Here is a 19,452-nt window from a genome sequence, read left to right on the forward strand (position 1 = left end):
AAGTCAGTATGCTGAACCCATTACCGATGCTGCGTTGTCTTTGGTGACCAGCAGCGGTGGGTTGTTGATCATGGCTGGAACCTGTTCACCGTTCAGACTCTTCCTGGCATTTTCAACCAGCAACTGAGCCAGTTTAACCGGCTCCTGAATCGCACCGGCTTTCAATATGCTGTTGTTCTGAACGGCTTTGACGCCTTCTTTATCCACAAACGCATACAGCTTCACTTTGTCACTGACACCCAGTTGCTGGATTGCCGCCAGTGACCCGAGCGCGGAAGGTTCGGTGTCTGAGTACACGACGTTAATTTCTGGCCTGCCCTGCAGCATTTCAGTGGTGACTTTCAGGGAGGTTGTTTCTTCTACTTTGCCATTGACCAGCGCGACGAACTTAATGTTTTTGTTGGATGCCACGGCTTCCCTGAAGCCTTCATCACGTGCATTTGCGGCAATGGAGGTTGGTTCTCCCACGATACCCACTGTCGCCGTGCCATTTTCACCAATGTCTTTCAACAACTGCTGGCCAATGAGCTTGCCGCCTTCACGCTGATCGGTCTGAACACCTTGAACCAGCGTGACGTTTTGCTGCTTCATCCCCTCGGTATCCGGCAGGATGTTGATGGCAAACGCCGGAATTTTTGCCTGATTAAGCTGGTTTATGATCGACACGCACGGGCCTGAGGAGACGCAGTTCACTGCGACAGCATCCACCTTCTGTTCAATGAAGTTCTGCACCTGCGAAAGTTGCTTGGCGTCGTCATTATCAGCAATCGAAATTTTTACGTTCAGGCCCTGTGCCGCTGCATTGTCTTCAAAGCTTTTTTTCATGGCAACGTAATAAGGGTTGGTGAGGTTCGGCAGCGTAACGCCCAATGTTTTTTTGCCGGCACCCACGGTGCTTTCAGTACCCTCACGGTTACAGCCGGCGAGCATGCAGGACAGTGCGACTATCGCTGCACCTAAGGTGATTGTGGTACGGAGTTTCATGTTTATCTCCTGGATATACGTAGGTCAGGGTTTAAGAAGCGTTATTGTTGTGTTTTGCGTGACTTCCTGACTTTAAGCCAGGGGATCACGATTTTTTTCGAGGTACGTAAGGTATCGAAAGTGACGCCGAACAGGATGATCAGGCCGATGACCAGCGGCTGCCAGTAGGCACTGACGTTCAGCACGTTCATCAGATTCGATATTGAGGCAATAAGCATGGCGCCAATCATCGCGCCGATAAGGCTGCCGGTGCCGCCAAACAGACTGACGCCACCGACCACCGCACCCGCGATTGAGAAGAACAGTTCGTCACCACGGCCCGCCGTCGGATAGCCTGTCATCAGACGCGATCCATAAATCAGGCCGCCGCATGCCGCACAAAGTCCGGAAATTGCATACACCAACAGGGTGATGCGTGGAATGCTGATCCCCGATAAGCGTGCAGCATCTGCGTTACCGCCGACCGCATAGATGTGAGTCCCGGTGATGGTGCGGCGCAGGAAGATGACACCAATAACAATGGCCAGCAGCAGCGCTATGACGGGGAACGGAATACCCAGCGGTTTTGACTGACCGATGAGGCTGTAACCAATTTGCGTCACGCGTATCGATTCGGCGCCGGTGATAATTTGTGGTATGGATGCCGCAACCCCCATCATCGCAAAGGTGACAATGAATGGCGGCACGCCAGTGCGTTCGATTATCAGACCATTTACCAGCCCACTCAGCGCACCCACCGCCAACACGATGGGTACGGCAAGCTGCCACGGAATGCCAAATTTCTCCATCAGCAACGCCGCAACCACGCAGGTCATCGCCACGATGGAGCCGCAGGAGAGGTCGATACCCCCGGTCAGCAGGACAAAGGATTGTCCCAGGCAAAGGAAGCCGATGACCGCGCCGTTCAGAAGCAACACCATCATGTTCGAAACAGTCAGGAAGTTAGGCGTGGCGATAAACCCGCCCAGCATGACCAGTAAGAAAACCACGGCGATGCCCGCTTCTGCAGGGACTTTGAGCGGCTGCTTAGGCGGTTTGATTTTGGCAGGGGTAGTTATTGAAATCATTGCAGCTCTCCTGATAATGCATTGGCATAGGTAACGTAAGCGTCCAGGACATGGCGCGCATCTTGTTGTGGCCCGGCCACTTTCTCAAGCGGCACACTCCAGCGATCGGCCATTTCAATATTTGTGCATCCCAGCACGGCAGCGGCAGCCTGAATGGCTGCACCCGCGGCTGCCGTTTCACCCACCGGAGAAATCCATACGGGCTTGCCCGTCAGGTCAGCCAGAATCTGACGATAGGCTCGTGACTTTGCGCCGCCGCCGGTGACAATAATGCGACCGTCGTCAGTGAAACCGTGTTGTTTCAGTACCAGACCGCCCGCCAGCAGGCCGCACAACACGCCTTCCACGGTGGCGCGTGCCATATCCTGCATCGTTGTGGTGGTACGTAATCCACGCATGTGTCCCGTGGCGTCAGGAAGGTTGGGCGTGCGCTCGCCGTCCAGCCACGGAACAAGCTGAAGACCGTTGGCGCCGGGTGGGGAACTCAGCGCGAGCTCGTCGAATTCGTCAGGGGTAACGCGCAGCATTTTGCGAAATGTATCGGTGACTTTGGCGGCGTTCAGCGTAGTAATCATGGGGATAAAGCGATCGGCCGCATCGGCATAACCGTTGATGGTGCCGGTGCTGTCGGTAATACCTTTGTTGGTGATGCCATATAACGTACCGCTGGTCCCGATAGAGATACCGGTATCACCGGTTTTCAGGTTCATCCCTAACGCGGCGGACATGTTATCGCCGGTCCCGACACCCACGATTGCCCCCGCCAGTCCAGCCAGTTCGGGCATTAACTTCACAACGCCAGCCGGTTGATGCGACGGGATGATAGTGGGCCAGCGGGAAATCCAGTCAATTTGACTGTTAACCACCGCTGCCAGCTGTGGTTCCCAGCTATTGGTGAAGGGGTTGAAGTAACCCGTACCGGATGCCCCGCCGCGCTCGCACACAAAGCTACCGCTCAGACGGTAAACCAGATAATCAAACGGCAGCATGATGCGGTGGGCTTTTTCCAGCAGCCCCGGATAATTTTGTTCTGTCCAGGCCAGTTTAGAAATGGTCATTGCCGGCCCCGGAACGGAACCCGTCAGGCGTGCCCATTCTTCCGGAGCAATCTTCTCGCACAATTCACGCGCCTGCGGTGCAGACTCCGTGTCATTCCACAGCTTCGCAGGACGCAACGGACGATCGTGATTATCAAGCATGACGAGGCCGTGCCCCTGGCCACCGACAGCCAGACCTGCAATACGTGGCCACCACTGTTTTAATTCAGTGAGCGCGGAGACTAAAGCATCCCACCAGGCTTGCGGATCCTGCTCGCTACACGGCGGCGTGGTCGGTGGGTGCAACTTACGCGCCTGTGCGATCACCTTGCCATTTTCAAGACTACGCAGCATGACGGTACAAGACTGGGTGGAGGAATCTATACCCGCTACAAGGTCCTGTTTCATTGAACTACCTCTGAACTATCGTTAAGAAATGACAGAGCTGAAAGCGATAACTGAATGACAAGCAAACTGGGTTATGGTTTTAGATACTCAGCTTTTTGCTCATATGATCAGTTTTGTTTGCTCGTTTGTAAGATATAGACAATACCCACGGCAAAACATTCGTCAATTGTCGTGTTAAGGGAACGTTACACAGCTCTCACTTTTAGTTTCACCTGACAGCTCTGACGGTTTGTTCATTTGATCAGTGGAAAAACCTTAATTTTTTGCAGTAGGGTAGAAATTAGCGCTGAGAGTCATCTTCTGTTCGGTGTTTAAGATTGTTTATTTTGGCGAGGGCAGTGATGTGAAGAGGTTTTATTTGCAAATAATCAGGTGAGATGAACGTGCCGGGGATGTGGTACAGAAAGCTCATAATAAATCGTCTCAATGTTGAAGAGACGGTTAATCTCGGAGACTTTAAAGGGTTTATCAGAAGGCCTGAGACTGCTCATTTATTTATCATCCGGAGACATTGGGTAGTCACGCCATCATCGAACCGCAAATGCCACCCGGTCTGAGCACCAATCGACGCTGATGAGCGAATCAGGGGGCTGGGATGTCATTACTTATTGTTGGAATGGGGGACATGCTGCTGCATCAATTCAACGATCCAATCAATAAAAACTCGCAGTCTGGCGCTGACATGGCGGTTTGGCGGAAATGCCAGGTACAGGGGCATTGGATTAATACGCCAATTTTCAAATAGCGGAATCAGGGAGCCACAAGCCTGATGTGCTGCCGCCATATAGACTGGCAGCGCAATCACGCCTAACCCGGCCAGCCCAGCTTCGAGGTAAGCATTGCCATCATCCACTGCAAGCACATAACTGCTCTTGATTTCAATATGTTCACTCTCACAGTGCAGTAACAGAGAATCAATCTTGCCGGTGCGTGAGGACAAGAATCCCACTATGCGATGGTCAGTGTTTTCCAGCTCTCGCGGATGCGCAGGGGCACCAAGGCGTTCCACATAACTGGGGGCGACGTAGACGCCGATTTGCAAATCGCCGACATGACGGGCGATCAGGGACTGGTCGTTGATTTCGCCACCGCGCAGGACGCAGTCCACATTGTCGCCGATCAGATCCACCACCCGGTCACTCACGCCCATGTCGAACTGGATATCAGGGTAGCGCGCGTGGAAAGCCGGTAGCGCCGGCACCAGCACAAGGCGGGCCAGCGGACTGGGCACATCCACCCGTAGCCGTCCTCCGGGCGTAATCGCCGTACTTGACAGGCTGTTTTCAGCATCATCCATGTCCGCCAGCAGGCGAAGGACGCGCTCGTAGTACGCCGCTCCATCAGGAGTGACACCAAGCTTGCGGGTGGTGCGATGGAGTAACCTGACGCGCAGCCGCGCTTCCAACTGCTGAATGAGTTGTGTCACCGTGGTTTTGCTCATATGAAGTGTTTGGGCAGCCTTTGTGAAGCTACCTGCTTCCACTACCCGAGCAAAGGCGCGCATCGCATCGAAACGATCCATTCCTTACCCTCTCTTTTCACCGATTGTTTGGATTTTACAAACAATGATGAACAAAGTCGCTTGTTTATCCACCCGATCTGGCACCTGTAAAGTGTCTTTATATTCATCGGGCAGATTTCGTCCCATTACAAAGGTACAAACATGACAACACGCGAAGCAGTTTTTCCCTTCGGGCGACAGGCGCTCTATGAGCGCAACCGGTATTCACCGGCCATCAAATCTAACGGTTTCTTGTTTGTTTCGGGGCAGGTGGGTAGCCGGGAGGACGGTTCGCCTGAACAGGATCTTAAAGAGCAGATCAGGCTGGCATTCGATAACCTTAATGCTGTTCTCACGGCTGCGGGCTGCACGTTCGGTGACGTGGTTGACGTTACCCTCTTTGTCGTCGATCCCGAGTCAAACCTCGACGCTATCTGGAGTATCCTGCCAGAATATTGGGGGGAAGCGCCTTACCCTACGTTGACCGGGATCGGCGTGACGTGGCTTTACGGATTCAAGTTTGAGATTAAGGTGATTGCCAGGCTACCCTGAGCGTTACGGGTCTTTCCGCCCGTCGAAAATTCAACAGGGCAGCCCGCGCTGCCTGTAAAGGCAACAGAGAGATTTCTGACGTGCTATAGGCCGGACCGGGATGGTTTGCCGGACGGGGCCGCATTGACTAATAAGACAGAGGAAAATTTATGAAAGCAGCGGTTTATGACGTGGAAGGCGCTCCCGGCGTCCTGAAATATGTCGATATCCCCGATCCGGTCACAGGGCCTGACGACATCCTGATTTCTGTCGAGGCTATCTCGATTGAAGGTGGGGATCTGATCAACCGCCGTTCAACTCCGCCGCCTCATCCTTTATGGATCGTCGGCTACGCGGCCGCGGGCACAGTTATTGCAGTCGGATCGAAAGTCAGTAGCCGTAAGGTTGGGGACAGAGTCGCCGCTTTTAACATACAGGGATCACATGCGGAACGTTGGGCTGTGCCTGCGGAACGAACCTGGCTGATACCCGACGGGGTGGATACGGCAGAAGCGGCGGTGTTACCGATTTCTTTTGGAACCGCGCATCATTGCCTTTTCACACGAGGCATGCTCCGGCACGGGGAAACCGTCCTTATTCAGGCAGCAGCGGGTGGCGTGGGGCTCGCGGCCGTTCAGCTTGCCTCACAAGCAGGCGCGACGGTCATCGCCGTGGCAAGCGGGACGCAGCGAAGAAGCCGGTTGCTTGAACTTGGTGCCCATCATGTCGTGGATCGTGCAGAGAATAACGTCGTGGACAGTGTCCGACAGTACACCCATGGCACCGGTGTTGACCTCGTCATCGATCCGGTGGGGACGACGTTGCCTGCTTCGCTTTCTGCACTCGCTCCGCAAGGACGTCTCGTCTTCGTCGGTAATGCGGGCGGTGGCAGCCTGACTGTCGACTTGTGGCCGCCAATGCAGTCTAACCAGACACTCATGGGGGTATTTATGGGACCCCTTTTTGAAAGGCCCGGAGTCCGGGCAAGTGTGGACGACATGTTGCAGGCTCTAGCCGCAGGGCGCATCAGGGTTGTCATTGACCGCATCTTCCCCCTGGCCAGCGCTGCCGAAGCCCACGAATTCGCCGAGACCGCGAAACCGCTTGGCCGCATCGTTATGAAGCCATGAGGTGCGTTTGACCAGTATGAGTGCGCTGGGCTAATTACTGGGTTCTGGTATCAAGGCTAAGTTCAGATGTCAGGGGTAGGGCAAAGCTGAAATGCCCGCTCTGTGCCAAAGCAGACATTGCTAGCTCTACACTGCATTAATTATTGGGGAACATGTCAGTTCGTTATCTCAGGCTCATTTCATTGAGTTCTGAACTTTGAAGCCGGGATTTTTTTCAAAAATCTCAGCAACAAAATCCATGAACACAATCGCCCGTTTTGGTAAAAGTCGATTAGCAACATAAACGGCTTGAATGGGAACGAGCGATGCAGTGTAATCAGTCAGTAATAATTGTAAATTGCCACTTTCCAGTCCCTCCTCGAACAACCATTCTGGGCCCTGTGCGATCCCAATCCCTGCATTGACAAATTTCTGTACTGCTTCGGGTGAATTGACCCTGAGCCGACCAGAAACAGGAACATTGATATCTTGAAATCTCCAGGTAGCTCCTGTTGTCAGCAAGGTATAAATCAAACAATCATGTTTTTTTAAATCCTCGGGGGTATTAGGGGTTCCACGTTTCGCTAAGTACTTGTTACTGGCAACACAGACTCGCTCAAACATGCCAAGTCTGCGGGCACGCATAGCACTGTCCTCCAGGTGTCCAATGCGGATTGCCAGCTCAGCCCCTTCATCAACGAGATTGATATAGCGGTCATTAATCTGTAGATCGAGTGTTATCTCAGGGTAGCGTTCTAAAAAATCTGAGATGTGCGGGACTAAGAATGTGTGAGCCAATGCTGTGGGGCAGGCAACGCGTAATAGCCCTGTGGGTGTAACATTTCCTCTGAAAGAAGACTCTGACTCTTCGACCGCTTCCAGAATACGCCTTGCTTCCAAATAATAACGTTCTCCTTCAGGAGTCAGGGAAAGCTTGCGGGTTGATCTGTGAAGTAATCTGGTCTGCAAATGCTCTTCGAGGGCTGCAATATGACGACTCACGTTCGGTTGCCCTAAGCCCAAATCCCTGCCGGCTGCGGAAAAGCTGCCTGTTTCAGCGGTACGGACAAAGCATGTCATCAACAGTAATCTATCCATCCTAAAACCCATTTATGCTTTTAATGCATGAAAGATATTTAAAAATACAATCTTATCACTATCTGAGCATGAGCATACAGTGGCTATCAAATCGGTCATTCGCCGGTCAGTAGTTAAAACTAACAGGAGATAGTTATATGGCTAGATTACAAGGTAAACGCGCACTGATCACGGGTGGAACAAGTGGTATTGGTCTTGAAACAGCGAAGCTGTTTGTTGCAGAAGGTGCACGCGTAATTGTTACGGGTGTTAACCCTGATTCTATCGCAAAGGCGAAAGTAGAACTGGGTAATGACGTGTTAGTCGTGAGTGCTGATTCCGCTGATGTGAACGCACAGAAAGCGCTGGCTCAGACAGTTCAGGAACACTTTGGACAACTGGATATCGCTTTTCTGAATGCGGGTATATCAATGTATATGCCAATTGAGGTATGGACAGAAGAGCAGTTCGACCGCATTTATGATATCAACGTTAAAGGTCCTTACTTCTTGATGCAGGCGCTGCTGCCAGTGTTCGCAAGCTCTGCATCAGTGGTCTTTAATACCTCTGTAAATGCTCACACGGGACCGGTGAACTCTTCAGTTTATGGCTCAACAAAAGCAGCATTACTGAACATGTCGAAAACACTTTCCAACGAGTTACTTTCTCGTGGGATCCGTATCAACGCAGTGAGCCCTGGCCCTGTTGATACACCGCTTTACGATAAGGCGGGGATCCCAGTGGAATATCATGATCAAGTGATGAAAGATATCGTTGCAACCATCCCTGCCGGTCGTTTTGGTAAGCCTCAGGAAGTAGCACAAGCGGTACTTTACTTCGCATCTGATGAGTCTGCCTGGACCGTGGGTTCAGAAATCATCATCGACGGCGGCGTTTCAATCTAAGCCACCAAAATAAGATTTACAATTCATCAAGCCCGCCACCTTTTATAGCGGCGGGCTATCTTTTTATCTGGAGTCTGAGATGTCTACCTGTGACCTGACACTTATTAGCCACCTACTGTGCCCCTTTGTGCAGCGTTCAGCGATCGTTCTTCTCGAGAAAAATGTGCTATTTGAACGCGTAAATGTAGACTTATCGGCAAACCTGACTGGTTTCTTGCTCTGTCACCCACTGGCAAGGTGCCGCTACTTAAAGTGTGTCAGGAAAATGGTGAAGGTGCTCTTATTTTCGAGAGCATGGTGATCTGCGAGTACCTTAATGAAACACAGGACGGTTATTCGATGTATGCTGACGATGCATTAGTAAGAGCCAGACAGCGCGCATGGATCGAGTTCTCTACATCAATGCTTGGAAATGCATGGCAATTTTTAAATGCGACTGATCAGGTCATTGCAGACAGCAAACGCGCGGTGTTCCGTGAGCAGCTTGAACGTATTGAATCTGAATTGAGCCTGGGACCTTATTTCTCTGGTGCCGAATTCAGTATGGTTGATGCGGTCTACGCTCCTGTTTTCCGTTACTTCTCCATCATCGATGCATCAGTCTCTGAGGCGATTTTTGAGGGGCTTCCACGTGCTTTAGCGTGGAAAGCTGCACTTGCGAAAAGGGAAAGTGTACAAGCCGCTGTATCATCAGATTATGCAGAACTTTTCCAAAATCATCTTCGTCAGCATTCCGCAATTCTCGCTGCCTGAAGATATTCGCTGGGAAACCGTGACCTGTTTCCCGCTGATTAAAACACTGCAATGTTAGTAATTCCTCCACCAACTGAGAGAACAATTTTGAACTTCTGCTTTTCGCTCAGGCTGTGTGAAAACCCTAGTCCAAAACTGATGTGAGCGTGTCTACGCAAAATCTGAAATTAATCGACCGGTTAGTAGAGCCGAATTTTACGTATGAGCGCGGTTTTCAGCTCTGTTTTTGGCAGTTTCAGCGGCCAAAAAAGTTTTCACACAGCCTGCGCTCTCAGCAGACCTTCAGCGTCACGTATTTGTCTGCTGTGTGCCAGAAGCGGACGTTGTATCTTTGCACGCTGCGATAACTTTTTGATAATTTTGCAAACGCATTAAAAAGACAATTATCAGAGTGGCCTCTTAAGTGTTCTTATGCAGATTGCGGTAGCCTCCTGGCGTTCTTCCGGTATGACGTTTGAATGCCAGCGAAAAAGAGGGAACAGATTTATATCCGGTTAATCTTGCTATCTCACTAATACTTAAGTGATGTTTCCTGAGTTCAGCGCATGCCAGCTCCATTCGCCATGACGTCAGATAATTCCCGGGCGTTGAACCGGTAAGCTGGTGAAACCGACTAGCGAACGCACTGCGGGACATGGCTGATTTAGCAGACAGACTTGCCAGCGTCCAGTCTGCAGATGGAGAAGAATGTATCAGTGACAGTGCGGTTCCTATTTTCCTGTCACCGAGCGCTTTCAGCCAGGATGTCCCTTTCTGATTACCCTCTAAGTATTCCCTCAGCATCTGCACCAGAACAAGTATTGCCATGCTACTGGCCACAATGTCGTGTCCGGGACGAAGCGCTGATGTTTCATGCGAAAGCAAAGTGATAAGGGCGGTGAGTGCAGGAGAAGAACTTTCCTCTCGTCGTGAAACCAGAACCGGAGGCAGATGTTTTAAAAGCAGCGGGCTGGAAGCCTCCTCAAATACGAATCTTCCCCCAATCCCCTCACTGATAAGTTCTCCCTGGCCGTAGCGGACCACGCCATCCGCTTCACGGTGAGAAGAGAATATCTGCCGTCCGTCACTCACCATCAATGCCGGACTTGAGCCACAGCAGTAAGCGTCACCCGAGGTCAGAAGATAGAAGTCCCCTTTTTCAAGCAGCAGAGGCTGCATTCCGACCATCCAGAGCCAGAAGTTCCCCTCAAGCACAGTGCCGAACTTAATGTGTTTATAAGAGGGAAACCGCATTGCCCAGGGGCCACGTGCTTCCATACGGGCCGTAAGAATGGCCTCTACCTTCAGGAGTGAAAGAATATCAGACAGCGGATCCATAACATCCTGGACGAATGAATAATAAAAAAGGGATTTCTATAATAAAAGAAAGCTTTTATCTGCGTCATTATCATTTGGAGCTTAACGGAGAAAACCAAATGAAATACGCAGAACTGGGTAAAACAGGGGTTTATGTTTCACGCATTTGTCTCGGGACGATGACATTTGGCGGGGCGGATAATGCCGCCGGTAATGCCATCGGCCGTCTGACGGGCAAAGAGGCGGATATTATCGTTGGTGAGGCGCTGGACGCCGGCATCAATTTTATTGATACCGCCGATGTCTATGGTTCGGGGGGCTCTGAAAGCGTGCTGGGCGAAGTGCTGGCGCAGCGCCGCGGTCAGGTTTTCCTTGCAACAAAAGCGCACAGCAGAATGAATGCGGGCCCAAATGATGCAGGCCAGTCGCGCTATCACTTGATGCAGGCGCTTGAAGCCAGCCTGCGGCGGCTTAAAACCGATCACATTGACTTATATCAGGTTCACAACTTTGATGCTGCAACGCCGCCTGAAGAGGTTTTACGGACACTGGATGATATGGTGCGACAGGGTAAGGTCAGGTATATCGGCTGTTCGAATTATGCGGGCTGGCAGCTTGCCAAAGCCCTGGGTGTCTCGGCTGAACATAAGCTTGAGAAATTTGTCAGCGTACAGTCTTTTTATTCGCTGGCCTGCCGCGACATTGAGCATGAACTCCTGCCGGCAATCAAGGACAGCCACAGCGGACTTCTGTGCTGGAGTCCACTGGCAGGCGGGCTGCTTTCAGGCAAGTTTGATCGCAGCGGCAATCATGACGCTTCGGGCAGGCGCGCGAAGATCGAATTTCCACCCGTCGACAAGAACCAGGCATGGGATATCGTGGATGTGCTCAGAGCAGTTTCTGAAAAACACAACACCACACCAGCCTGCATTGCGCTCGCCTGGCTGCTTTCGTCACCGCAGGTGACCAGCGTTATAGCGGGCGTGCGTAATGTGGAGCAACTCAGGGGCAACCTCTGCGCACTGTCTGTTGAGCTCAGTGAAGAAGAAAAAGGAATGCTCGATGAGGTCAGTCATCCAGGGATTCGTTATCCGGGCTGGATACAGTCATATAATGCCGCGAGTCGTTTCCCTGCGGGCTTTACCGATACCGGACCCAGTTGGGTGCTGGGCGAGTCACCCGTCTGAAATAAAATATATATGGGATGTCCGGTTCGTATTTAGGCCGAAAAGGGCTGGTACAAAATAAATGCCAGTAGAAGCTGAATATCTCAGTGTCAAAGATCCGCTGCTCGCTCGAAGCAGCCTGATGGGCTTCACCTACAGCAGTTTGGTGCCAGAAGCGGACATTACTGGCAGACTGAAGCAGATAAAGTCCTGCCCGCATGCGGCAATTAGAGCTCTCACATTGTTTATGCTGCAAACCGGCTTTCTGGTAAACCGGCAAAGACTGCAGATTCGGCCTTCAGTAAAGCACCGTCATAAATTGATGGCGCAGAAAGCCCCACAGAAGCAGTGGTGCAGTAGAGGTTGGTGAAGCCCTCACCGGCCAGTATCGGACAGGTGCTCTGGATACCAGGGGATGGCAGGATAGTGTCTGTGGTCCCATCCGGACTGTAACGAACAATACGATTCCCTCCCCATTCAGCATTCCATAAATAGCCCATCGCATCCACGCAGGAGCCGTCAGGTGCACCATTGCCTGCTGTTTCGGTGAACACGCGCGGGTTCTCCAGAGATGGATAATCGCAGCAGAATATTTTGCCCTGCATCGAGTCGCTGTAATAGATCGTGCAGCCATCGGGGCTGAAACAGATGCTGTTCGGGATGGCGACCTCGGGCAGCGCAAGCGTTTCAACAGTCAGCGTTGCAGCATTTAGTCGGTGAAACTTACCGATGACTTTTACGGGATAACCTTCATCCATAGTCCCAAAGACAAAATTACCGGCACGGTCGCACCGTCCGTCACCTGTGCGGGTGCCTGTTTCTCCCGGTGAGGCTGCCACCGTTGTAAGAATACCGGTGTTGAGATCATAGAAAGCCAGCCTGGACGCGAGTCCCATCAGCAGAATGTGACTCTTTTCGGTCAGGGCAAAGGATCCAAGGCGTTCTGGCAGCGACCAGCGCATCACAGCGTCATCGCCTTCTTCTAAGGCGAGTAGTTCACTGCATTCAATGTCAGTCCAATAGAGTCTGCATGTTCTTTCACACCACAGGGGGCACTCTCCCAGCGTATTCCTGACATCAGCTGCAATTGAAAACATGTTAATCCTCCGGATAAATAAAGGTCGTACTGCACATTGAGCGTGACTCACCCGCGTCTGCGCTGTGGTAAACGTGGGTAAACGCAGTTACTGCAGATAACGCGCAGAAAGTCGATCGCTGAAAAGCATGACGGCAAGTCCGATCAGCATAACCAGCATTCCCCCCAGCCTGAGTAACGAAACCGGACGCCGCACAGCGCCCAACAAGCCAAAATGATCAATCATCTGCGAGGAAAGTAACTGTCCGACAATCGCCAGCCCGAGCAGAGCTGAAAACCCAATTTTCGGCGCAAGCACGACATAGCTGAACAGTGCACATGCACCTATCATTCCGCCCGCCAGACTCCAGAGGGGTTGCGACGGGATCGCCGCTAGCGATGTCATCAACCCACCCCGCAGCAGCGCGTAAATCCCTAGACTGAACGCGCCCGCCGTAAATGAAAACAGCGCCGCAGTGACCGGGTCGCCGCCCAGTCCCTTTGCCAGCTGGCTGTTCAGGGTCGTCTGCAGGGTGATCCCCAGACCTGCGGCAAAAGCGATTACGTAATAGGTCATGCCCATGCTTTTCATCCTGGTCAGTCGGCCTGCACCAGCGGCAGGAAGGTGTCAGCAAAAATGTCAGGCTGGTAGCCAGAGGCTGCAAAAAGGTGCTCACGCGACTCATCAATCGCCGCACGTAGTCGCGCGCTGTCTACGCCCAGCACCTTACCGTTCTGTTTAACGATGCGTCCGCCGATCATGACGGTGTCGATGTTGCTGCGCTCGGCGGCATGAACCACCGTGCCAAAGGCATTGCCGGACGGGTAAAGATTGAGATCACTGACGCTAATCAGCACCAGGTCGGCTTGTTTGCCTGGCGTCAGGCTGCCAACTTTGTCCTGCAGCCCTGCACAGGCAGCGCCATCAAGAGTCGCGGCTTTAAGGAGTTGCGCCGCCGGAAGCGTTTTCAGCGCATGTTCAGAATCGCAGCACTGCTGCTGATGCATGCCCATCACGCGCTGCAGGTAAAAGGCGACGCGCATCTCCATAAACATATCGGTGCTGTACGACGTTTCATTGTCTACGCTCAGGCCAGGGTTGATGCCATGACGCTGCGCGGCCTCAATGGCGAACATCCCGCTTTCGATGCCATAGTGCGAATCTGAGCGCGGGCAGACGTTCACCCGGACACCGGCCTCCCGCAGAATTTCCCATCCCCTGTCGGGCAGCGCCGTGCAGTGATTGAAAATATTGTCCGGACCCAGAAGCCCCTGCTGATGCAGCGACTCAAGTTCAGACCCCATCTCAGCGCCAAAGAACTCAGTGACAATCGACAGTCCCAGCCGGCGGGCTTCGGCCCACAACTCCGGCTCCAGCTGGGCCATGACGGCGAGAGAGACCAGGCTTTCAGGGTTGTCGGTGAAATACTTATCCTGCAGACGCTGCCAGTTTCCCGGCCAGTGCGCTTTATCCCATTCGCCAGCTACCGGTGCGCCGGAAGCATGAATGGCACGAATGCCGGTATCAAGCAGGGCCTCGACGGCGGCATCGGAATGCGCTGCGGTTCGGCTGTTGTGCGAGTTATCGATCATTGTGGTGATGCCCGCGTCAATAGCGCCCAGCGCCGTCAGCAGGTTGCCAACATAGATATCGGCAGGACGGTAATATTTAGCGAAGGAGAAGTGCGTGGCGTTGCTGTAGTCGTCCAGGCAGGTGGCGTTTGGGTTAATGCGGCGCAACTGTCCTTCCCATGCGTGACGATGAGAATCGACCATTCCCGGCATGGCGATCATGTTGGTGGCATCAATGACATGCGCACCAGGCACATCCAGGTTCTGGCCCACGGCGGTAATAGTTGAGCCGTTGATGAGAATATCGCCGTGCTCAATGTTACCGACGCTCCCATCCATGCTCAGTATCGTGGCGCCACGAATCAACGTAGCCTGTGAAGTACTATTCTGATTATTAACAATATTTCGGATGTATTTGGTCATTAAACCTGCCTCTTTCCTGATTAATGGGGAAACGATACACCACGTTATTAGCCTGAATAAGATGCTTAAAGCGTTTTCATAATTCATAATTCGCGAATAATCAGACTCACTTTTACCCAGGAGCAGGACGATGGATCGGATTCAGGCTATGCAGGTTTTTATAAGGGTTGCTGAAGCCGGAAGCTTTGTGCGCGCGGCAGAGACACTGTCACTGCCAGCTTCCACCGTCACCAGCACGATTAAAAATCTGGAGAAATACCTGCAGGTACGTCTGCTTAACCGGACAACAAGACGGGTCAGCCTCACACCTGAAGGACTGCAGTATCTGGTGCAGTGCCGGGAGATCCTGTCGCTAATTGAACTTAGTGAATCCAGCCTGAGTGATTCCGTCAGGCGACCCCAGGGACGGCTGCGGGTTGATATGCCAGGGGGTATCGCCCACTTCGTCGTCATGCCCAATCTGAAAGAATTTTACCGGCTCTATCCGGATATTTACCTGATGATTGGCGTCAGCGACCGGCAGGTCGATCTTGTTCAGGAAGGGATAGATTGCGTGATCCGAACCGGAGAATTAACCGACTCCACGCTGGTTGCGCGGCCACTTGGCCGGTTTCGCTGGGTGACCTGCGCCTCGCCTGACTATCTCAGGCAATACGGTGTGCCTGAGACGCCGGAAGCGTTGTCGCTGCATCGGGCGATTCATTACTTTTCCGGTTCGGGAAGACGCACTAATGAACTGCGTTTCACACGAGGCACTGAGGCCTTCTCTGTGCCGGTTGAGGGGGATGCAGCCGTTAACGAAACGGGACTCTATATCAGACTGTGCCTTGAGGGTTTTGGGCTGGCGCAGCTTGCTGAGAATGTGATTTCGGAGAATCTGCGGCAAGGCAAACTGGTCGAGGTTCTGGCGGACTGGCAGCCACCTTCCGTGCCGGTGACGATGCTCTATCCGCATCAGCGTTTTCTCTCTCCCGCCGTGCGTGCTTTTGCTGACTGGGTCGGCGAACTTTTCAACGATGTCGCAGGTGAGAAACGGCCTTCCCGGTAAGAGATGGTCTTGAGAGCAAGAGTACGCTTCAGAACGATAATGGACAGCATCCACAGCAGAGGAACCGATCGTTCCCCTGTGGTGCCAGCCAATTCAGCCCGTCTGCTGTACAGGTTCCAGATGCGCATTTCGTCCGGCAGCCATTCCGGTGCAGGCACCTGCGACCGCGATTGCTGCGGTCATCAGTAATGGCAATGTCCAGCCTCCGGACAACTCCTGTACTTTGCCCAGCAGCAGCGGACCCATCGCCGCCATCAGATAACCGACGCTCTGCGCCATGCCTGACAGCGCGGCGGCGTCACCGGCATTTTTGGTACGAAGTCCGATGAAGGTCAGGCCCAGCATCATACTGGCACCCGAGCTGAAGTCGAGAAGAGCAGCCCACAGCATCGCCAGATTCGGCAGGTACATGATGCCGATAAAGGACGCAGCGGTTAACAGGCTGACGCCGGCAGCGGCTGCTTTCTGATCGTTGAGGCGACGCAGCGTGGCGGCCAGAATCAGGCCGGGAATGGCGGTGGTCAGCTGAAGAATGCCGTGTACTTCACCGGCCTGGGCTGAGGAGAGTCCACTGTCCGTTAGAATGGCGGGCAGCCAGCCGACAGCAACATAAAACGGCATCGCATTCAGGCCCATAAACAAGGTGACCTGCCATGCCAGAGGCGAGCGCCAGACCGCGACGGTCGCCGTTGTTTTCTCACCCGCTGCTGGCAACTGATGCTTCATCTTTAACTGGGGCAACCATAAAAGCAACGCAAGCAGCGGTGCAATAACCAACATGGCTAACGCGATGTTCCAGCCCCAGTTCTGCGTCAGAGGAATGACAACGGCTGAACCAATAGCACCAGCCGCGCCCATGGTGATGGAATATGCCCCCGTCACGGAAGCCACGTTGCCAGAAAAGTCGCGTTTGATAAGGCCAGGCAACAGGACATTGCCGAGGGCAATCCCGATACCTATCAATATGGTTCCGCCATAAAGCGCCCAGACACTGCCTGTGGAGCGAAGCAGGATGCCAGCTGAAATCACGGCCAGGGCACCAAAAAGGGTGCGTTCAAGACCGTACTTGTGTGAGATGGATGCGCTCAGCGGTGAAAAGGCGGCAAATGCCAGTAAAGGCAGCGAGTTAAGCAACCCAACGGCAGTAATACTTAGCCCAAAATCATGGCGAATAGACTCTAAAACGGGTGCGATAGCGGTAAAAGGAACACGCAGGTTGATAGCTATAAAAAGGATGCCGGTCACAAGTATGATTGAAGACCACTTGTTCGTAGTGTGGGACATAAATTTTGCTTTCTCTGGTAAAAAGAAAGACTTTAAAGGACGCATGAGTTACAGAATATAGATAACCTGACAACATATAACTAAATCATGCCACTTAATAAAAAACCGGTGACCTCACCGGATGAGTTTAATTCCGATGCTTTCAGTCAGGCTGCTATCGCGCTGCATGTATCATCGTCAGGCGAGTATGCAGGTCAGAGTCCGCACGCTCACCGTAAGGGACAACTTATTATCTCTTTGCGCGGTGCAGTGAGCTGTGAGGTTGAGGATGCGCTGTGGCTTGTTCCACCCGGACATGCTGTCTGGGTTCCGGGTGAAATCCCCCACAGTTGCCGGGTCACGAAGAATGCAGATACCTGCTTTCTGTTTATCGAACCCGGCGCGGCAGCGATGCCGGAAATCTGTTGTACCCTGGCGATGACTTCTCTGGTCCGCGAGCTTGTTCTGTATCTGGCAGAACAGGGACAGGCTTATTCTCCTGACAGTAAAACTGCCAGGCTCGCAGCGGTGCTGCTGGAGCATATTCCGGATGTGCCGGTTGAAGCGCTCCATCTTCCCGTATCCGATCATCCTAAAATCCGGAATATGGCGGAGGCACTTTTTAATGAGCCTGATGATCGGCGAACGTTAAAGCAGTGGGCTGCACATCTGGTCACCAGCGAACGATCGCTGGCCAGGCTGATAAAAGAGGCGACAGGAATGAGCTTTGGTCGCTGGCGTCAGCAACTGCATTTGATGATTGCCCTGAGCCATCTGGCTGAAGGTCAGTCCGTGCAGCGCGTAGCCGGAACGCTGGGATATGATTCGGTCAGCGCATTTATTACGATGTTCAGAAAAGCGCTGGGTAAATCACCGACGCAATATTTTTCGTCTCTAAACTAATGCAAAACAACACAAACCGAATTTTTATAAAGAACCCCAGCGTCCGCTGTTCACTCTCAGCAGACCTTCAGCGTCACGTGTTTGTCTGCTGGTCAGGAGCGGACGTCACCAACAATTGAGTGTGCTACTCATAAGGGAGCAGATCAGACGAACTCAAAAATAGTTGTCGGGACCCTTAGCGAGCATGCGGATAGGATGCATTTCAGATGCATTTCTGTTTCAGGGAAGCTTAATCCACGTGATACGTGGGATAATCTATATAACCTGCATCTCGCCCGGTATAGAACGTATCCTTATCAGGAATAGCTATCGGCCACCCATTTTTCATGCGTTTAACGAGATCAGGATTGGCTATGAAAGGACGCCCAAATGCGATTAAGTCGGCATAACCTTCTCTGAGTGCCAGTTCTGCACGCTCCTGTGTATAGCTGCCCGCGACGATGAGGGTACCTTCGTAGGCCTCGCGAAACTTTGTCAGAAAGCCAGCAGGAATGGCCTGAGCTCCCAGAGATTCCTGATCGCTCAAATGCACATATGCGAGATGTCGACGACGCAGTTCGATACCCAAAGATAACCAGGTATCCTGCTCATCATCAAAGCCATGCATATCCTGCAGGCGGCCAAAGGGTGCAATACGGATACCTGTCAGATGACTCCCGATGGCTGCAGAGACGGCATCCACCGTTTCCAGCGTAAACCGCAGGCGATTAGCAATATTACCGCCATAGCGGTCTGTCCTGTCGTTAAGTCCACCATTGATAAATTGCTCGAAGATGTAGCCGTTAGCCGCGTGGATCTCCACACCGTCAAAACCCGCCTCGATAGCATTTTTAGCCGCCCGAACGAAATCCTGTGTCACCCGCGGGACTTCATCCGTTGCTAATGCGCGGGGCTGGCTGTGAAATACGCGTACAGACTGACAGTTATCACCGGGAATGTGAGTGGTGCAGCCTTCTGCAACGCGTGAGACGGAGCTGACCGGTGCCTGCCCATCAGGCTGGTGAGCAATGTGAGAGGAACGACCTACGTGCCAAAGCTGGATGAATATTCTCCCACCTTGCGCATGTACTGCCTCAGTCACCTTTTTCCAGCCCTCTATCTGTTCGTCAGTGTAAATTCCCGGCGTGTAAGCCTGTCCACGGCCTTCCATTGAAACAGGTGAACCTTCGGAAACAATTAAACCTGCTGTTGCGCGCTGGCGATAGTAGGTGACCATACTGTCAGTGGGAACATGGTCATAGGCCCGCGATCGGGTCATTGGTGCCATAACGACACGATTATTAAGCTTTATTCCATTCATTGTATAGATATTCAGTAACTCGCTCATTCTGTCT

Annotated in this window: 18 protein-coding genes; 7 read left to right on the forward strand and 11 right to left on the reverse strand. The window is 52.6% G+C overall.

What is annotated here, in order from left to right:
• Positions 1-3 precede the first annotated feature (3 nt).
• From RAHAQ2_RS09575 to RAHAQ2_RS09590, 4 genes are all read right to left on the reverse strand, one after another.
• Entirely contained in the window at positions 4-984 is a 981-nt protein-coding gene (locus RAHAQ2_RS09575; RefSeq protein ID WP_015697033.1) for a substrate-binding domain-containing protein, read from the reverse strand.
• A 41-nt stretch (positions 985-1,025) separates the two neighbouring features.
• Complete coding sequence (locus RAHAQ2_RS09580; protein WP_015697034.1) at positions 1,026-2,051, reverse strand: ABC transporter permease; 1,026 nt, start codon at positions 2,049-2,051, stop codon at positions 1,026-1,028.
• Positions 2,048-3,496: a xylulokinase gene (gene xylB / locus RAHAQ2_RS09585; protein WP_015697035.1), complete on the reverse strand. Its 1,449-nt coding sequence runs from the start codon at positions 3,494-3,496 to the stop codon at positions 2,048-2,050. Before xylB ends, RAHAQ2_RS09580 begins: the two co-directional genes overlap by 4 nt.
• Positions 3,497-4,097: 601 nt before the next feature.
• Complete coding sequence (locus RAHAQ2_RS09590; protein WP_015697036.1) at positions 4,098-5,018, reverse strand: LysR family transcriptional regulator; 921 nt, start codon at positions 5,016-5,018, stop codon at positions 4,098-4,100.
• Positions 5,019-5,159: 141 nt separating this feature from the next.
• On the opposite strand from RAHAQ2_RS09590, the gene RAHAQ2_RS09595 reads away from it, so the two are divergent.
• Positions 5,160-5,549 (forward strand): RidA family protein, encoded by a 390-nt coding sequence (locus RAHAQ2_RS09595; protein ID WP_015697037.1) that lies wholly within the window; start codon positions 5,160-5,162, stop codon positions 5,547-5,549.
• A gap of 149 nt (positions 5,550-5,698) precedes the next feature.
• Complete coding sequence (locus tag RAHAQ2_RS09600; protein ID WP_015697038.1) at positions 5,699-6,658, forward strand: quinone oxidoreductase family protein; 960 nt, start codon at positions 5,699-5,701, stop codon at positions 6,656-6,658.
• Positions 6,659-6,832: 174 nt separating this feature from the next.
• Here the strand turns inward: RAHAQ2_RS09600 and RAHAQ2_RS09605 are convergent, their stop codons facing one another.
• Positions 6,833-7,735 carry a LysR family transcriptional regulator gene (locus tag RAHAQ2_RS09605; protein ID WP_037039047.1) on the reverse strand — a complete coding sequence of 301 codons (903 nt, stop codon included), beginning with the start codon at positions 7,733-7,735 and terminating at the stop codon, positions 6,833-6,835.
• A 137-nt stretch (positions 7,736-7,872) separates the two neighbouring features.
• Between RAHAQ2_RS09605 and RAHAQ2_RS09610 the strand changes: the two genes are divergently transcribed.
• Both RAHAQ2_RS09610 and RAHAQ2_RS09615 read left to right on the forward strand, forming a co-directional pair.
• Complete coding sequence (locus RAHAQ2_RS09610) at positions 7,873-8,619, forward strand: SDR family oxidoreductase (protein ID WP_015697040.1); 747 nt, start codon at positions 7,873-7,875, stop codon at positions 8,617-8,619.
• 237 nt (positions 8,620-8,856) lie between these two features.
• The gene (locus RAHAQ2_RS09615) at positions 8,857-9,372 is read left to right on the forward strand and encodes a glutathione S-transferase family protein (RefSeq protein WP_238532065.1); all 516 of its coding nucleotides are present in this window, start codon (positions 8,857-8,859) and stop codon (positions 9,370-9,372) included.
• A gap of 399 nt (positions 9,373-9,771) precedes the next feature.
• Here RAHAQ2_RS09615 and RAHAQ2_RS09620 read toward each other — a convergent pair whose 3' ends face one another.
• Positions 9,772-10,689, reverse strand: coding sequence for an AraC family transcriptional regulator (locus tag RAHAQ2_RS09620; RefSeq protein ID WP_013199736.1), 918 nt, complete (start codon positions 10,687-10,689; stop codon positions 9,772-9,774).
• 98 nt (positions 10,690-10,787) lie between these two features.
• Here RAHAQ2_RS09620 and RAHAQ2_RS09625 point away from each other — a divergent pair, with 98 nt between their 5' ends.
• Positions 10,788-11,855: an aldo/keto reductase gene (locus RAHAQ2_RS09625; protein ID WP_013578385.1), complete on the forward strand. Its 1,068-nt coding sequence runs from the start codon at positions 10,788-10,790 to the stop codon at positions 11,853-11,855.
• 224 nt (positions 11,856-12,079) lie between these two features.
• Here RAHAQ2_RS09625 and RAHAQ2_RS09630 read toward each other — a convergent pair whose 3' ends face one another.
• The 3 genes from RAHAQ2_RS09630 to RAHAQ2_RS09640 form a co-directional block, all read right to left on the reverse strand.
• The gene (locus RAHAQ2_RS09630; RefSeq protein ID WP_015697042.1) at positions 12,080-12,931 is read right to left on the reverse strand and encodes an SMP-30/gluconolactonase/LRE family protein; all 852 of its coding nucleotides are present in this window, start codon (positions 12,929-12,931) and stop codon (positions 12,080-12,082) included.
• 87 nt (positions 12,932-13,018) lie between these two features.
• Entirely contained in the window at positions 13,019-13,492 is a 474-nt protein-coding gene (locus RAHAQ2_RS09635) for a DMT family transporter (RefSeq protein WP_015697043.1), read from the reverse strand.
• 14 nt (positions 13,493-13,506) lie between these two features.
• Positions 13,507-14,904: an amidohydrolase family protein gene (locus RAHAQ2_RS09640; protein WP_015697044.1), complete on the reverse strand. Its 1,398-nt coding sequence runs from the start codon at positions 14,902-14,904 to the stop codon at positions 13,507-13,509.
• 130 nt (positions 14,905-15,034) lie between these two features.
• Between RAHAQ2_RS09640 and RAHAQ2_RS09645 the strand changes: the two genes are divergently transcribed.
• Entirely contained in the window at positions 15,035-15,952 is a 918-nt protein-coding gene (locus RAHAQ2_RS09645; RefSeq protein ID WP_015697045.1) for a LysR family transcriptional regulator, read from the forward strand.
• A gap of 93 nt (positions 15,953-16,045) precedes the next feature.
• On the opposite strand, the gene RAHAQ2_RS09650 is transcribed toward RAHAQ2_RS09645, so the two are convergent.
• Positions 16,046-17,236, reverse strand: coding sequence for an MFS transporter (locus tag RAHAQ2_RS09650; protein WP_015697046.1), 1,191 nt, complete (start codon positions 17,234-17,236; stop codon positions 16,046-16,048).
• 87 nt (positions 17,237-17,323) lie between these two features.
• On the opposite strand from RAHAQ2_RS09650, the gene RAHAQ2_RS09655 reads away from it, so the two are divergent.
• A complete protein-coding gene (locus RAHAQ2_RS09655; protein WP_015697047.1) occupies positions 17,324-18,118 on the forward strand; it encodes an AraC family transcriptional regulator in 795 nt (264 codons plus the stop codon).
• A gap of 229 nt (positions 18,119-18,347) precedes the next feature.
• Here RAHAQ2_RS09655 and RAHAQ2_RS09660 read toward each other — a convergent pair whose 3' ends face one another.
• Positions 18,348-19,445: an alkene reductase gene (locus RAHAQ2_RS09660; RefSeq protein WP_015697048.1), complete on the reverse strand. Its 1,098-nt coding sequence runs from the start codon at positions 19,443-19,445 to the stop codon at positions 18,348-18,350.
• Positions 19,446-19,452: the final 7 nt, after the last annotated feature.

It is taken from the genome of Rahnella aquatilis CIP 78.65 = ATCC 33071, assembly GCF_000241955.1.
Lineage (GTDB): Bacteria > Pseudomonadota > Gammaproteobacteria > Enterobacterales > Enterobacteriaceae > Rahnella > Rahnella aquatilis.